At 68.5% G+C, this 14,712-nt stretch carries 17 protein-coding genes; 9 read left to right on the forward strand and 8 right to left on the reverse strand.

Annotated features, from left to right (window positions below; all coding sequences use genetic code 11):
• Positions 1 to 16: 16 nt before the first annotated feature.
• Positions 17 to 685 carry a COQ9 family protein gene (locus BZG35_RS08630; RefSeq protein ID WP_077355278.1) on the forward strand — a complete coding sequence of 223 codons (669 nt, stop codon included), beginning with the start codon at positions 17 to 19 and terminating at the stop codon, positions 683 to 685.
• A gap of 176 nt (positions 686 to 861) precedes the next feature.
• On the opposite strand, the gene ileS is transcribed toward BZG35_RS08630, so the two are convergent.
• The gene (gene ileS / locus BZG35_RS08635; RefSeq protein WP_077355279.1) at positions 862 to 3,831 is read right to left on the reverse strand and encodes an isoleucine--tRNA ligase; all 2,970 of its coding nucleotides are present in this window, start codon (positions 3,829 to 3,831) and stop codon (positions 862 to 864) included.
• Between the two features lie 227 nt (positions 3,832 to 4,058).
• Here ileS and BZG35_RS08640 point away from each other — a divergent pair, with 227 nt between their 5' ends.
• The gene (locus BZG35_RS08640) at positions 4,059 to 4,631 is read left to right on the forward strand and encodes a DUF3828 domain-containing protein (RefSeq protein ID WP_150125982.1); all 573 of its coding nucleotides are present in this window, start codon (positions 4,059 to 4,061) and stop codon (positions 4,629 to 4,631) included.
• On the opposite strand, the gene BZG35_RS08645 is transcribed toward BZG35_RS08640, so the two are convergent.
• From BZG35_RS08645 to BZG35_RS08655, 3 genes are read right to left on the reverse strand one after another with little or no spacing between them, the layout of a single operon-like run.
• A complete protein-coding gene (locus BZG35_RS08645; protein WP_077355280.1) occupies positions 4,628 to 5,575 on the reverse strand; it encodes a bifunctional riboflavin kinase/FAD synthetase in 948 nt (315 codons plus the stop codon). The two genes, BZG35_RS08640 and BZG35_RS08645, sit on opposite strands and share 4 nt — an antisense overlap.
• Before the next feature lie 11 nt (positions 5,576 to 5,586).
• A complete protein-coding gene (locus BZG35_RS08650) occupies positions 5,587 to 6,042 on the reverse strand; it encodes a MaoC family dehydratase (RefSeq protein ID WP_077355281.1) in 456 nt (151 codons plus the stop codon).
• A 38-nt stretch (positions 6,043 to 6,080) separates the two neighbouring features.
• Positions 6,081 to 6,950, reverse strand: a complete 870-nt coding sequence (locus BZG35_RS08655; protein ID WP_077355282.1) for a TIGR01459 family HAD-type hydrolase — start codon at positions 6,948 to 6,950, stop codon at positions 6,081 to 6,083.
• A 78-nt stretch (positions 6,951 to 7,028) separates the two neighbouring features.
• Here BZG35_RS08655 and lspA point away from each other — a divergent pair, with 78 nt between their 5' ends.
• The 5 genes from lspA to BZG35_RS08680 all read left to right on the forward strand — a co-directional run bounded on the left by lspA (position 7,029) and on the right by BZG35_RS08680 (position 10,579).
• The gene (gene lspA / locus BZG35_RS08660; RefSeq protein WP_077355283.1) at positions 7,029 to 7,535 is read left to right on the forward strand and encodes a signal peptidase II; all 507 of its coding nucleotides are present in this window, start codon (positions 7,029 to 7,031) and stop codon (positions 7,533 to 7,535) included.
• Positions 7,536 to 7,606: 71 nt separating this feature from the next.
• A complete protein-coding gene (locus BZG35_RS08665; protein ID WP_077355284.1) occupies positions 7,607 to 8,173 on the forward strand; it encodes a DUF3035 domain-containing protein in 567 nt (188 codons plus the stop codon).
• Between the two features lie 100 nt (positions 8,174 to 8,273).
• Positions 8,274 to 8,723: a PaaI family thioesterase gene (locus tag BZG35_RS08670; RefSeq protein WP_077355285.1), complete on the forward strand. Its 450-nt coding sequence runs from the start codon at positions 8,274 to 8,276 to the stop codon at positions 8,721 to 8,723.
• An 87-nt stretch (positions 8,724 to 8,810) separates the two neighbouring features.
• On the forward strand, positions 8,811 to 9,248 hold the full coding sequence (locus tag BZG35_RS08675; protein ID WP_077355286.1) for a DUF2231 domain-containing protein: 438 nt from the start codon (positions 8,811 to 8,813) through the stop codon (positions 9,246 to 9,248).
• Complete coding sequence (locus BZG35_RS08680) at positions 9,245 to 10,579, forward strand: sorbosone dehydrogenase family protein (RefSeq protein ID WP_077355287.1); 1,335 nt, start codon at positions 9,245 to 9,247, stop codon at positions 10,577 to 10,579. Before BZG35_RS08675 ends, BZG35_RS08680 begins: the two co-directional genes overlap by 4 nt.
• Here the strand turns inward: BZG35_RS08680 and BZG35_RS08685 are convergent, their stop codons facing one another.
• Positions 10,580 to 11,854 carry an EAL domain-containing protein gene (locus BZG35_RS08685; protein WP_077355288.1) on the reverse strand — a complete coding sequence of 425 codons (1,275 nt, stop codon included), beginning with the start codon at positions 11,852 to 11,854 and terminating at the stop codon, positions 10,580 to 10,582.
• Positions 11,855 to 11,962: 108 nt separating this feature from the next.
• On the opposite strand from BZG35_RS08685, the gene BZG35_RS08690 reads away from it, so the two are divergent.
• Complete coding sequence (locus tag BZG35_RS08690) at positions 11,963 to 12,733, forward strand: SDR family NAD(P)-dependent oxidoreductase (protein ID WP_077355289.1); 771 nt, start codon at positions 11,963 to 11,965, stop codon at positions 12,731 to 12,733.
• 43 nt (positions 12,734 to 12,776) lie between these two features.
• The gene (locus tag BZG35_RS08695) at positions 12,777 to 13,673 is read left to right on the forward strand and encodes a lysophospholipid acyltransferase family protein (protein WP_077355290.1); all 897 of its coding nucleotides are present in this window, start codon (positions 12,777 to 12,779) and stop codon (positions 13,671 to 13,673) included.
• Here BZG35_RS08695 and BZG35_RS08700 read toward each other — a convergent pair.
• The 3 genes from BZG35_RS08700 to BZG35_RS17930 form a co-directional block, all read right to left on the reverse strand.
• A complete protein-coding gene (locus BZG35_RS08700) occupies positions 13,628 to 14,155 on the reverse strand; it encodes a response regulator (protein ID WP_077355291.1) in 528 nt (175 codons plus the stop codon). The two genes, BZG35_RS08695 and BZG35_RS08700, sit on opposite strands and share 46 nt — an antisense overlap.
• An 87-nt stretch (positions 14,156 to 14,242) precedes the next feature.
• Complete coding sequence (locus BZG35_RS08705) at positions 14,243 to 14,437, reverse strand: DUF2093 domain-containing protein (protein ID WP_077355292.1); 195 nt, start codon at positions 14,435 to 14,437, stop codon at positions 14,243 to 14,245.
• Between the two features lie 100 nt (positions 14,438 to 14,537).
• Positions 14,538 to 14,711, reverse strand: coding sequence for a DUF2164 domain-containing protein (locus BZG35_RS17930; protein WP_171981919.1), 174 nt, complete (start codon positions 14,709 to 14,711; stop codon positions 14,538 to 14,540).
• Position 14,712: the final 1 nt, after the last annotated feature.

Here is a 14,712-nt window from a genome sequence, read left to right on the forward strand (position 1 = left end):
AGGGTAGAGTGTCCTCATGACCGAAGCGCCACACCTCTCGAATGCAGCCTCAGGCGACTGGGGTGACCGGACCGAACAGGCCGTGCTGGACGCGGCGATCCGGCTGGCTCCGACCCTGGGCTGGAGCGCCCGCATGGTCCGCGCCGCCTGCGCCGAGACCGGCCTGTCGCAGGGTGATCAGGACCTGCTGCTGCCTAACGGCGCGCGCGACCTGGCCGCCCTGCTGTCGCGGCGCCACGACGCGCGGGCGCTGGAGATTCTCGGCGAGCCGGGCGCGATGAAGATCCGCGAGAAGATCTTCGCCGCCGTCTCGGCGCGGATGGAGGCGGGGGCCGCCGACCTGGAGGCGACGAAGAAATGCGCCGGCTTCCTGGCCCTGCCGACCAACGCCGACCTGGGGCTGAGCCTGGCCTGGGAGAGCGCGGACCACCTGTGGCGCTGGGCGGGCGACACGGCGACCGACTGGAACCACTATTCGAAGCGGACGATCCTGGTGGGGATCCTGATGCCGGCGTTGACGCTGCGCTGGTTCGAGGGCCGCGCGCGGGCGGAGGCCTTCGTGCGCGCGCGGATCGATAACGTCATGGTTTTCGAGAAATGGAAGGCGGGCGTGGATCTGGACGCGCCGGTGAAGCGGGCGACGGAGTTCCTGAGTCGGATGCGGTACGGCAGGACGCCGGAATAGTCCTTCCCCCATTCTTCATGGGGGAAAGCCGTCCGTCTTCGAGCGCAGCTCGAACAGGACGGATGGGGGAACTTCAGCCGACATCAAAGCCAGAAAGAATTCCCCCATCGGCCCTGGATCGCTGCGCGATCGACGGGCCGCTTTCCCCCGCGAAGGGCGGGGGAAGGGCCGAGGCGTCAGGCCGGGTGCTTCGCGTCCCACCACCGCACGGCGTCGGCGTCGCGGGCGCTGAGGTCGGGGTAGGCGGGGTCGGAGCCGACGTCGGGCACCCGGCGCCAGGAGCGCGCGCATTTGGGGATCGAGAGAGGTTCGATCCGGATTTGCGGGAACTTCTCCGGGTTCTTGTCGAGCACGTCTCCAAGGGGGCCATCGGACAGGAAGGCTTGAGACGTCCGGAAGACCTCGGCCGCGAACTCGTTTCGGCTCTGACCGTTGACGTCGAAGGCTGTGAACTTGTACTCGCCGCCTTGAACGTGAACGGCCGCATCAATGGCACCGCCAATCAGCTTTTCGCTACGTGCCGTCTCGATGGCCGCTGTCACCATCTCCAGAAGGCGTTTGACGCTCCCCCACCGCGCCGCCTCCTCCGGATTGCGCCACTCCCCCGGCGTCTCCGGGATCACCCGGGCACAGTTCGTCCCGCCCTGCGGATACCGCGTCGTCCAGGCCTCCTCCATGGTGAAGGGGGTCAGCGGTGCCAGCCAGGCGGTCAGGCGCAGGAACACCTCATGCATCACCGTCCGCGCCGCGCGGCGGCGGATCGCGTCGGGCCGGTCGCAGTAGAGGCTGTCCTTGCGGATGTCGAAGTAGAGGGCGGAGAGGTCGCCGGCGCAGAACTCCAGCACCGGCCGGACGACGTCCTGGAAGCGGTAGGTCTCATAGGCGCCGCGCACCTGCAGATCGAGCTCCCACAGCCGGTGAAGGATGAACCGCTCCAGCGGCGGCATGTCGGCATAGGCGACGCGTTCGGCCTCGTCGAAATCGGCCAGGGCCCCCAGCAGGTAGCGGACGGTGTTGCGCAGCTTGCGATAGGCGTCGACCGTGGTCTGGAGGATCTGTTTGCCGATCCGCTGGTCCTCGGCATAGTCCACCAGGGCGACCCACAGGCGCAGGATGTCAGCCCCCGATTCCTTGATGACCACGGCGGGGTCGGTCGTGTTGCCCCGCGACTTGGACATCTTCTCCCCGTTCTCGTCCTGGGTGAAGCCGTGGGTCAGGACGGCGTCATAGGGGGCGCGGCCGCGGGTGCCGGAGCCTTCGAGCAGGTTGGACTGGAACCAGCCGCGATGCTGGTCCGAGCCTTCGAGATACAGGTTCGCCGGCCAGTGGCTGGGGCGATCGCCCGTGTAGCCGTGGGCCGGGTCGCGGGTCTCCAGGGCGAAGGCGTGGGTGCAGCCGGAATCGAACCAGACGTCGAGGATGTCCTCGATCTTCTCATAGTTGGCCGGGTCGTGCAGGCCGAGGAAGTCGCTGTCCGGCTGGGTGTACCAGGCGTCGGCACCCCCCCGTTCGATGGCGGCGACGATGCGGGCGTCGACCTCGGGGTCGTGCAGGGGCTGGCCGGTGTGCTTGTCGACGAACATGGCCAGAGGCGTGCCCCAGGCGCGCTGGCGGCTGATCAGCCAGTCGGGGCGGCCCTCGACCATCGAGCGGATGCGGTTCTTGCCGGCGGCGGGGTGGAAATCGGTCTGGTCGATGGCGGTCAGCGCCGTCTCGCGCAGGGTCGCGCCGTCGGCGTGGTCCAGCGCCTTGTCCATGCGGATGAACCACTGGGGCGTATTGCGGAAGATGACCGGGGCCTTGGACCGCCAGCTGTGCGGATAGGAGTGTTCCAACCGGCCGCGCGCCAGCAGGGTGCCGGCCTCGATCAGCTTCTCGATGACGGCGGGGTTGGCGGAGCCGAACTTGCCGGTCTTCTTGCCCTCGGTCTCCAGCACCTTCAGGCCGGCGAACAGGGGCACGGACGGGTAGTAGGCGCCGTCGGGGTCGACGGTGTCGGGCACCTCGTGATGACCGTGGGCCTTCCAGACGTCGTAGTCGTCCGCGCCGTGGCCGGGGGCGGTGTGAACGAAGCCCGTGCCGGCGTCGTCGGTGACATGGTCGCCGTCCAGCAGAGGGACGTTGAACCGATAGCCGTCGTCCAGCTCGGCCAGGGGGTGGGCGGTGACCAGGCCGGACGGATTGATGTCGTCCAAACGGGTCCAGGTCGCGATCTTCGCGGCCTTGAAGACCTCCTCGGCCAGCTTGTCGGCCAGGATCAGCCGGTCGCCCGCCTTGGCCCAGGGCTCGAACTCCAGACCCGTCTCCATCGACTGGACCTCGTACAGGCCATAGGCGATCTCGGGGCCGAAGCTGATCGCGCGGTTGGCCGGGATGGTCCAGGGCGTGGTCGTCCAGATCACGATCGAGGGCGTCTGGTGGCGGAAGGCCAGCAGGTCGTCGGGATGGTCGTCGGTGGCGGCGATGACCGGGAACTTGACCCAGATCGTGGGGCTGACGTGGTCGTGGTACTCGATCTCGGCGTCGGCCAGGGCGGTGCGTTCGACCGGGGACCACATGACGGGCTTGGAGCCGCGATACAGCTGGCCCGAGTTCTTGAACTTGTGGAACTCCTTCACGATGGCGGCCTCCGAGAGGTAGTCCATCGTGGCGTAGCGGTTATCGAAATCGCCGGTGATGCCCAGCCGCAGGAACTGGGCCTTCTGCACCTCGATCCAGCCGGCGGCGTATTCGCGGCAGGCGGCGCGGAACTCGGCCTTGGAGACCTCGTCCTTGCGCTTGCCCTGGGCGCGGTAGCGTTCCTCGATCTTCCACTCGATCGGCAGGCCGTGGCAGTCCCAGCCGGGGACGTAGTCGACGTCATGGCCCAGCAGGAAACGGCTGCGGACCACGAAATCCTTCAGCGTCTTGTTCAGCGCATGGCCGATGTGGATGTCGCCGTTGGCATAGGGCGGGCCGTCGTGGAGCACGTACAGCGGTGCGCCCTCGGCCTGACGCTGTGCCCGCAGGGTCGCATACAGGTCGCCCCACTGTTCGAGGATCAGGGGTTCCTTCTGGGGCAGGCCGCCGCGCATGGGGAAGGGCGTCTCGGGCAGGAAGACGGTCTCGCGATAGTCGCGGCCGGTCGGGGTGGGGGCGTCGGACATGATGGGTCTCGGGCAATCTTGGGCGGAGCGTCGGGTGAGGTCGGCTGGAAATCCCGGCGGGCGCGGGGGCGGTGAAGCCCCGTCGGCGCTACGCCGGGCGGCTAATCTCGATCAGAATGATCCGGCGGACGTCCATGCCCGGTTCCTAACAGGGCACAGGGGCTGGGAAAAGCGGCGCGTTCGCCTAAGCTCGACCCCGACGTGACAACGGGTGGCGGAGAGGCTTGATGATGCGGTTCTGGATCCTCGCAGCGGCGGTCGGCGCCGGACTGTCGGCCTGTTCGCCGACGGAAGACACGCCCGCCCCGGCGGACGGGCCTGCCGTGGCCGCTTTGGCCGGCAGCGCGTCGCCCGGTCCCGCCTCGGGGACCCGCGAGGACGTCTATGCCGCCCAGAGCCTGGGGCCGGAACCCTTCGTTCGCGCCCTGTATGCCCAGTATGAAGTCGGCGGGCCGCAGGGCGACCGACCCGCGCCGGGGCAGGAACCGCTGTATTCGCGCACGCTGAATGCCCTGGTCGGTGCCGATTTCCGAGCCGCGAACGGCGAGGTGCCGACGTTGAACTACGATCCGATCTGCGCCTGCCAGGACCAGGCCGATTTCGCCGTGACCGCCGTGGCGGTGGCCCAGTCGGCCCCGAACGCGGCGGAGGCCAACGTCAGTTTCACCAACTTGGGCGAGGCCAGGACTTTGACGCTGAAACTGGTCCGCGAGGGCGTGAACTGGAAGGTCGATGACGTCGTCGACGACGGCGCGTCGCTGCACGACACCCTGATGAAGGTGGCCGAGGCCGCTGCCTAGCGGTCCGGCGTGGCGGCCAGGGCGATGCGGGCCGCCGCCGCGTCGCTGTCGATCTGAGCCTTCAGCGCGTCCAGCCCGTCAAAATTCATCTCGCCGCGCAGGAGGGCGACCAGTTCGGTCTCGACGGTCTGGCCGTACAGGCTCTCCGCAAAATCGAACAGCCACACCTCCAGCAGGGGCTCGGGGATCTCGAACATCGGCCGGACGCCCAGATTGGCGACGCCGTCGATGACCCGGCCGTCCGGTAGCCGGGTGCGGGTGGCATAGACGCCGTAGGCCGGCCGCATGTAGTCGCCCAGACGGACGTTGGCGGTCGGGACGCCGATGGTGCGGCCCCGTTTCTCGCCGTGAACGACCTCGCCCTCGATGGCGAACGGGCGGCCCAGGATGGCGGCGGCGCGGGCCATGTCACCGGCGTTCAGGGCCTCCCGCACGGCGCTGGACGACAGCTTCAGTCCGCCGGGGTCGTCGATGCGATCGGTGACGGAGACGCTGAAGCCGAGGTCGGCGCCCGCCCGGGCCAGGCCGTCCGGCGAGCCGGTGCGGCCCTTGCCGTAGGTGAAGTCGAAGCCGACCGCGGCATGACGAAGGCCCAGGCCCTCGCTCAGAACGCTGCGCGCGAACGTCTCGTCCGACATCGCGGCCATGTCGGCGTCGAACGGCAGCAGATACAGCCGCTCGACCCCCAGGGGGGCCAGGGCGCGCGCCATCTGAGCGGGCGACATCAGGCGGAAGGGGGCGGCCTCGGGCTGGAACCAGCGGCGCGGATGGGGCTCGAAACTGACGACGGCGAGGGGGGCGTCCAGCCGCTCCGCGGCCTCGCGGGCCGCGGCGATCACGCCCTGATGCCCTCGGTGGACGCCGTCGAAGGCCCCGAGCGCGGCGGCGGCGCCCTGCTGGTCCGGCGACAGATCGCGCCAGCCGGTGAGGATTGCGGTGGGCACGACGGTCCCGCTCAGGCCTTGGCGGGCCGGCGGCGGCGCGGCACCCGCACCACGGCCTCGCCCTCCATGATGCAGTCCTCGCCGACGAAGCCTTCGGTCCGCAGGGTGACCCGGGCCGAATCCTGGTCGACCGCCGCGACCGTGATCTGGGCGCGGACGACGTCGCCGATCCGGACCGGCTTGTGGAAGGACAGGGTCTGGCTGAGATAGATGGCGCCGGCCCCCGGCAGGATCGTGCCGACCACCGCCGAGCCGAACGAGGCGCTGAGCAGGCCGTGGGCGATTCGCCCGCGATAGGCGGTCTTGGCGGCGAAGGCTTCGTCCATATGAACCGGGTTGAAGTCGTCCGACGCCTCGGCGAAGCAGCGGATGCGCTCTTCCGTGACGGTGACGTCCTTGATCGCCACCATGCCGGGCGACAGCTCTTCCAGAATATAGCCGCCCGAGGCGTGGGGTCCGATGGTCATGCCCCGGTGTTAGCGAGGCTTCGCCGCTTTGGCGAGGACTACCAGCGCAGCTCGAGCGCGGCGTAGCGGGCGTGGGCCGTCTCGGCGGTCAGCAGAGCACCGGCCCGGGCCGGGTCAAGGTGGCCTTCCTCATGTCGGGCCGCGTCGCCGTGGATGCCCTGGGCGATGAACAGGCAGTCCAGGCCTTGCTGGTTCGCGCCCAGGACGTCGGTCACCACCCCATCGCCGATGCACAGGACCCTGGACCGGTCGACCGGTCCGCCCAGCAGCCGCTCCGCCTCGGCCAGGGCCAGATCATAGATCGGGGCAAAGGGCTTGCCGGCCATGGTCACCCGGCCGCCGAGCGATTCGTACAGGTCGGCCAGCGACCCGCCGCAATAGATGATCCGGTCGCCGCGCTGGACGACCCGATCGGGGTTGGCGCAGATCAGCTCCAGATTTCGGCTGGCGGCCTCGGTCAGGGCGGCTCGATAGTCTTCCGGCGTCTCGGTCTCGTCGTCGATCATGCCGGTGACGGACAGGAAGGCGGCGTCCGCCACCCCGTTGGCGCGCGTCAGGTCCAGGCCGGCATAGAGGATGTCGTCGCGGGTCGGGCCGATGATCCAGGCCGGACCCGGGGCGCGGCGCGCCAGCTCGGTGCGGGTGGCGTCGCCGGAGGTGACGAAGGCCTGCCAGCTGGCACGCGGCACGCCGAGAGCGTCCAGCTGGGCGATGACGTCGGAGGCGGGACGCGGCGAGTTGGAGATCAGCACGACATGGCCGCCCTGATCGTGGAAGCGAGTCAGGGCCTCGCAGGCCTCGGGCCAGCTCTCGCGTCCGTTGTGGAGCACGCCCCAGACGTCGCACAGCAGGATGTCATAGTCGTCCGCGACGGCGGACAGGGCGGGCAGGGGATGAGGCAGGGTCATGGGCGCTGACTAGCCGGTCCCGGCGAAAGGGTGAAGGAGGGTTTGGCGTCGCGCCGTCGGCCTGCTAACCGGACGCGCATGAAAATCCCCCGTATTGCCTGGGCCGCCTACGGCTTCGCGCTCTTCGTCATCGTGTTCGACCAGATCACCAAGGCCTGGTTCCTGAGCGCCATCGCCGATCTGGAGGTCCCGCAGATCCTCGTCGCGCCGCCGATCCTGAACTTCTCCTATGTGCAGAACACCGGCGTCAGCTTCGGCCTGTTCGGCGGCGGTGCCGCGCGCTGGGCCCTCGCGGTCTTTTCCCTGATCGTGGCGGCCGGTCTGGCCTGGTGGGCGCTCCAGGCGAAGCGTCGGACGCTGGTCGCGGCGATCGGTCTGGTGATCGGCGGGGCGATCGGCAATGCGATCGACCGGATCCGCTTCGGCTATGTGGTGGATTTCGTCGATTTCTCGGGGACGGGTCTGTTTCCCTGGGTCTTCAACGTCGCCGACAGCGCCATCTCCGTCGGGGTCGCCCTGCTGATTCTGGACAGCATCCGGTCCGAACGGAAGGGGGCCGTTGGCGCGGCCCACGAAAAGGCGTAATCACCGGCTCTTTCGTGCGTCTATCTCTGTGTGACCTGGGCGCGTCCGTCGCGCTGGAGCCGAACCGTACCATGCGAATCGCCCGCCTCTCGACCGTATCCCTGATCGCCGTTTCGGCCGTGGCCCTGACGGCCTGCGGCAGCATGCGCCAGTCCATCGGCCTGACCAAGGTCGTGCCCGACGAGTTTCTGACGGTCTCGTCGGCCCCGCTGACCGTGCCGCCGGAGTACGGCCTGCGTCCGCCGGCGCCCGGCCAACCCCGGCCCCAGGAACTGGCCCCCGAGAGCGCGGCGCGCCAGATCCTGCTGGGGCAGCGCCAGGCCATCACCCGCACGCCGGGCGAGCAGGCCCTGGTCAGCGCCGCCGGCGCCGAACGCGCGGACCCCCTGGCCCGCTACGTCATCGACGACGAGTTCGGCGATCTGGCCCACAAGGAAAAGAGTTTCGCCGACCGGGTCCTGTTCTGGCGCCGCGACGACGCCGCCACCCAGGCTCCGACCCAGAGCCAGACGGCCCAGGGCGCCGTCACCATCGACGCCGCCAGCGAGAACGCCCGGCTTCAGGCCCTGACCGGCACCCAGTCGCAGATCGTCATCGCCCCGCGCCGCAGCGGTGGGTTCAAGCTGCCTGGTCTGTAAGGAGCGCGGACCTCCAGGTCCGCTTAACGAACTCGCGTCGCAGTTTGAAGTTTTGCATCAAGGCTTACGGACCTGGAGGTCCGCGCTCCGGTGAGCCGCTATGACCAGTATTCTTTCGCTCACCCATCTGTCGGGGGTGGAACAGCTCCGTCTCGCCTTCCAGGGTGAGGAGAACACCGCCCCGATCGCACGAACGCTCGATTACCGGCTGACCGAGGTCGAGGCGGGGCGGGTGGTGTTCGAGGGGACGCCGACGCGCGCGGTCTACAACCCCATCGGCACCGTCCACGGCGGCTGGATGGCGACGCTGCTCGATTCGGCCTGCGCCTGCGCGGTCCATTCGATGCTGAAGCCGGGGCAGGGCTACACCACCCTTGAGATCAAGACCGTCTTCCACCGCGCCCTGACCGAGGGGGTGCCGGTCCGGGCCGAGGGCCGGATCGTCCAGATCGGTCGCCGCGCCGGGTTCGCCGAGGCGGATCTGAAAGGACTGGACGGCAAGCTGTATGCCACGGCGACCTCGACCTGTCTGGTCATGCAGATCGAGTGACCGCGCGGGCCGGTGCGCCTCCCCGGGATGAAACCAAAGCGAGGTCGGGGACTTCTGCTGGCTACCGCTCACAACAGGAGGCCGTCCATGGCCATCGCACGGCCCTCTCTGAGGACAGGCGCGCACGCTTTGCACGCCATACTCCTGTCTTTCCCGATCGCTCTGTTCAGCGGTGCCCTCCTGTCCGACATCGCCTATCTGCGGACGGCCGAAATCCAGTGGACGAACTTTTCGGCCTGGTTGATCGCCTTCGCCCTGGTGTTCGGCGGGCTGGTCGCGGCCTGGGCGCTGGTGTCTCTGGTGATCGGCTATCGGGATGCGCGCAGGGACGGCCGCATCACCTATTTCGCCGTCCTGGCCGCCATGTGGGTGCTGGGATTGATCAACGCCTTCAAGCACAGCCAGGACGCCTGGAGCTCCGTCGGGGCGCTGGGGCTGATCCTCTCCGTCCTGTGTACTCTGCTGGCCCTCGCCGCCGGCGTCCTTCTGCATGCGGGCCTGACGACCCGGGAGATCGCCCGATGATCCGTTCGTTGATGGGAGCCACGGCTCTGCTCGCCCTGCTCAGCGCCTGTGGCCAGAGCGATCCGGGTCTGAACCAGACCGGTGCCAATCCCGACCTGCCGGGCGTGAGCCAGACGCTGATCCCTCCGATGAAGATCGCCAAGCCCGTCGGCTGGGGCGACCAGACGCCCACCGTGCCCGCCGGGTTCACGGTCACGGCCATGGCCACGGACTTCCTGATCCCACGCCAGATGCTGGTGCTGCCGAACGGAGACATCCTGGTCGCCGAAGGGCGCGGTGGTGGCGCTCCGGCGCTGCGGCCCAAGGATGTGATCGCCGGCGCGATCAAGAAGCAGGGCACCACCCAGGTCGAAAGCGGCAACCGGATCACCCTGCTGCGCGACGCCGACAACGATGGCGTGCCGGAAACCCGTACCGTCTTCATCGACAATCTGAACGCGCCTTACGGCATGGCCTTTGTCGACGGGTCGCTCTACGTCGCCAACCAGGACGCCCTGCTGCGCTTCAGCTACCAGCCGGGCCAGACGCGGATCACCACGGCGGGCGAGGAGCTGACCAAGCTGCCGTCGCGCATCAACCACCACTGGACCAAGTCCCTGACCGCCAGCGCCGACGGCCAGACCCTGTATGTCGGCATCGGCTCCAACTCCAACATCGGCGAGCGCGGCCTGGCCGTCGAGGAGGATCGGGCAGTGGTCTGGGCCATCGACCGGCGGACCGGAGCGCGCCGCACCGTGGCGACCGGCATCCGCAACCCCACGGCCCTGTCCATCGAACCCCAGACCGGGGCGCTGTGGTCGGTCGTCAACGAGCGCGACGAGATCGGGCCGCAACTGGTTCCCGACTATCTGACGTCGGTGCGTGAGGGTGCCTTCTACGGCTGGCCCTACAGCTACTGGGGTCAGAACGTCGACCCGCGCGTCCGGCCGCAGAACCCCGACCTGGTCGCGCGCGCGATGAAGCCCGACTATGCGCTGGGTTCGCACGTGGCCGCCCTGGGCCTGTCGTTCGCGACCAACGGCGGGTTCGGCGGCGGCTTCAGCCAAGGCGCCTTCGTGGGCGAGCACGGCAGCTGGAACCGTCAGGACCTGTCCGGCTACAAGGTCGTCTGGGTGCCCTTTGCGGGAGGCCAGCCCAGCGGCCCTCCGGTCGACTTCGCCACGGGCTTCCTGACCGCCGACGGCCAGGCGCGCGGACGGCCGGTGGGGGTCACCTTCGATCCGGCGCGCCGGATCCTGCTGGTGGCCGATGATCTGTCGAACACGGTGTGGCGGATCGCGCCCCGGACGGCTGCTGCTTCAACCGCCCCCGCGCCGGTACCCGCGACCTGATCAGGCGAAGCGGCGGCGCTTCTCGGCCGAGATCAGGGTCGACCGCACGAAGTCCCCGGGCGGGTCGGTCTCGGCCAGGACGGCCTCCTTGATGGCCCGGGGCTCGCCGAACAGGTGGCCCTGGGCCATCGAGATGTCGAGCTCGAGGATGTCGACGATCTGGCGCTCGTTCTCGCATTTCTCGGCGATGACCTCGATGCCGTAGCGGCGGGTCAGTTGGGCGAAATCGGCGGCCTGGATGTCGCGCAGGGACGGGATGGGCGAGCCGCCGTCCAGATCCAGCAGCTGTTCGATCAGCAGGTCGGCGCTCACCTTGAGGAAGCGGACGTCCGACCGCTGCAGGTCGTTGAAATCCAGGTCCAGGGTCTGGACCTTGTCGATCGAGAAGCGGAAGCCGAGATCGGCCAGCTTGGCCATGTTGCGGGCCTCGATCGCCCCGCGCGCCTCGTAGGTCGCCTGACCCAGTTCGAAGATCAGCGCATCCTTCAGATCGCGGTTTTCGGACAGGAAGGCCAGAAACTGGGGAAAGAAGGTCTCGTCGCCCAGGGACGCCAGGGCGACATTGCAGAACACGCCCACCTTGCGGTCCTGCCGCGCGAGCCGGCGCACGATCTGGGCGCAGCGGAACAGCAGCAGGTTGTCGATGGCGGGGACCAGGCCCTCGCCCTCCGCGACCGACAGATATTCGGCCGGCATCATCACCCGGTCCGCCGAATCGCGCAGGCGGGTGAAGCTTTCGTAGAAGATCGTCCGGCGCTGGGGCAGGCTGACCACGGGCTGCAGATACAGGTCAGCGCGGTTTTCGGAGAGGGCCTCGTGGACCGTCTTCAGAAGCTGGTTGGACTGGTGATGCCGTCGGGCTTCCGCGGTATCAGGCGCGACCATCGGCGTGACCGTCAGGCGCTGGTCGATCGAGACGCTCATCTGGGCGACCAGATCTTCCAGTATCCGGACCTCGCCAGTCAGCTCTTCGGTGCGGGTCAGGGCTCCGGCCTCGATGGCGGTGGCCAGTTCGCCCAGCGCATTCTGGGTCTGCTCCATGGCGTCGGCCAGCAGCCGGTGCGCCTGACGCACGCTGCCGATCTCGGCTCGCAGCGCCTTGCGTTCGGCGATGCCGGTGAAGATGGCATGGGCCGCCCCCAGGATGCCCAGCACGCCGAGGGTCGCGGCCGCCCCAGCACCGACCCCGAGACCGGCCCGCCACAGAAAGGCGCCGACCGTCATCGCCAGAAAGACGTAGCCGAAAAACAGGAAACCGTTGGTCAGTGTGCGCATGGGAACGGGGCTGTCCGTCTTCCCGGATGGAATCGGTCGAGTATCAGGCTATCAGGACGCAACGGCTAGGGCGCGCGGTAAGAATGCGCTCCAAATCAGAGGATACGCATGGAACTGTTCGATCTGACCGGCAAGGTCGCCATCATCACCGGCTCGTCCAAGGGCATCGGCAGGGCCATCGCCGTACGGCTGGCCGAGCACGGGGCCCGGGTGGTGATCTCCTCGCGCAAGGCCGGGCCCTGCGACGAGGTCGCGGGGGCGCTCAATGCCCGATACGGCGAGGGGCGGGCGATCGCCATTCCAGCCAATATCGCCTCGAAGGAGGATCTGCAGCGGCTGGTGGACGAGACCATGGCGGCCTGGGGACAGATCGACATCCTGATCTGCAATGCGGCGTCCAATCCCTATGCGGGGCCGATGGCGGGAATTTCCGACGATCAGTTCAACAAGATCCTGCAGAACAACGTGGTCTCCAACCACTGGCTGATCCAGATGGTGGCGCCGCAGATGCTGGAGCGGAAGTCCGGCGCGATCACCGTGGTGTCGTCGATCGGCGGGCTGCGTGGCAACGCCCTGATCGGGGCCTATAACATCTCCAAGGCCGCCGACATGCAGCTGGTGCGCAACCTGGCGGTCGAATGGGGACCGTCGAACGTGCGCGTCAACTGCATCGCCCCGGGCCTGGTCCAGACGGACTTCGCCAAATACCTGTGGGAGAACCCCGAGATCCTGAAGGTGGCCACCGACCCGGCGCCCCTGCGCCGCATCGGCCAGCCGGACGAGATCGCCGGGGCGGCGGTCTATCTGTCGTCGCCGGCGTCCGCCTATATGACCGGCCAGACCCTGGTCGTGGACGGCGGGATCACCATTGCCTGGTGAGGTCCCCCCCCGGACCGGTCTGCGTCAGGACCTGACGTGGCGGATGGAGGCCGTGGCCTTCGCCGGCTTCGTCGGTCTGATGCGGCTGATCGGCCTGGAGGCGGCGTCCAATCTCGGGGGCTGGCTGCTGCGGACCCTGGGCCCGCGCGTCGGCACGCATCGCACGGTCATGCGCAATCTGCGGATCGCCTTTCCGGACATGGATCCGCTGGAGCGGGATCGGCTGGCGCGCGACCAGTGGGAACAGACGGGTCGGACCTTCGCCGAGACCGCCGTCATGGACCAGCTGACCCCGGCATCCGGCCGGATCGAGATCGTCGGGGCCGACCGGTTGGAGGCCATCCGCGCCTCGGGGCGACCGGTCGTCTTCGTCTCGGGGCATATGGCCAATATCGAGACCATGGCGGCCGTTCTGGTGGCCTCGGGCATCCCGGTGCAGGTCACCTATCGCCCCGCCAACAACCCCTATGTCGATGCCCAGATCCGCGCGGCGCGGGCCCGGTACGGGGTGCGGCTGTTCGCGCCCAAGGGCGGCGACGGCGCGCGCGAGCTGCTGGCCGGCCTGGCCCGCGGCGAGAGCGTCGCCCTGATGAACGATCAGAAATTCTCGGAAGGGCCGGAGGTCACGTTCTTCGGTCAGCCGGTCAATGCGGCGCCCGGGCCGACGCGTCTGGCCCTGCGGTTCGGCACCGTGCTGCAGCCGATGTCGGTGGTTCGATTGCCGGGCGTCCGCTTTCGCGTGACCGCCCATGAGCCGATCGCGGTGGGCGGCGCGGGAGACCGGCCGACGGACATCGTCCGGGGCGTCCAGTCCATCACCACCTTCATCGAGGATCGCGTTCGGGCGCATCCGGTGGACTGGTTCTGGGTCCATCGCCGCTGGCCGGACCGGGTCTATGCCGCGCTGGAGTCCAGGGAATCGAGCACCTCGTCCGCCTGATCCGTGGCGCGCCGCATCGGCCCGTCGTAGGCGTCCGAGCGCTTGCGCCGCCGATCGGGGCCGAAATAGTCATCGGTCTTCACGAAGGCGCGCGGACGCAGGATGACCGCCTGGATGCGGTCGAACACGGCCTTGGCGGTGATGGGCTTGACGACGAACTCCGTCACCCCGGCGTCGCGGGCCTCGTACACACGCGATTTCTCGGAATGGCCGGTCATCATAATGATCGGCAGGTAGGGGTTGGTGCTGTCGGGGCTGTTGCGCACCAGTCGGGTAAAGGCCACGCCGTCCAGCGGGAACATGTTGAAGTCCACGATCGCCAAGTCGACGTCGTGCAGCCGCAGCGCCTCCAGGGCCATGGCGCCGTCGGATACCTCGCGGATCCGCCGGATGCCGGCGGACTGCAGGATCGCCGACGTGATCGCGCGCATGTGCGGATTGTCGTCGATCAGCAAAACATTGAGCGATTGGAGGGCGGACATGAAACCGAAATGCTGGACGTCGCCGTGGCGCCGGGCGGGTCGGTCAGTTTACGACCAAAGCCGTCCACGGTCCATGCGCCTGCCGACTTACGCCTCGACCATCCGCGCCAGGGCCTCGGTCGGTCCGGCATAGGCTTCCTGCCGTTCGGCGGACCAGTAGCGCAGCGTCTCGAGCGGAATGGAACGGCCGCTGACCGCGCACAGGACGAAAGGGCCAGGTTTCAGCACGGCGAACTCGCCGTCGCCATAGTGCAGGGTCGCGGGGAGGGGGGACGGGATCATCAGACCATCCTAGCGATCTCGGCCCTATCTGGCTATCAGGCCGGCGGTCGCCGCTCCAGCGCGAAGACCGCATCGGCCAGTTCCTCGACCTTGCGGGCGATCAGGGCCAGGCGTGGTAGAGGCCGCGATTGTAGATGGCGTGTCCCAGGTCGCGCGCCATGAAATCCAGCAGGATCGACGCCTGGAGCGCACCGATCTCGATATCCATCTCGTCGCGCAGGAAGGCCTGAAGCCGCGGTGCCAGATCCGCCGTCTCCTCCTTCGAGAAGGCCACG

Source organism: Brevundimonas sp. LM2 (assembly GCF_002002865.1).
In the GTDB taxonomy this organism is placed as follows: Bacteria; Pseudomonadota; Alphaproteobacteria; order Caulobacterales; family Caulobacteraceae; genus Brevundimonas.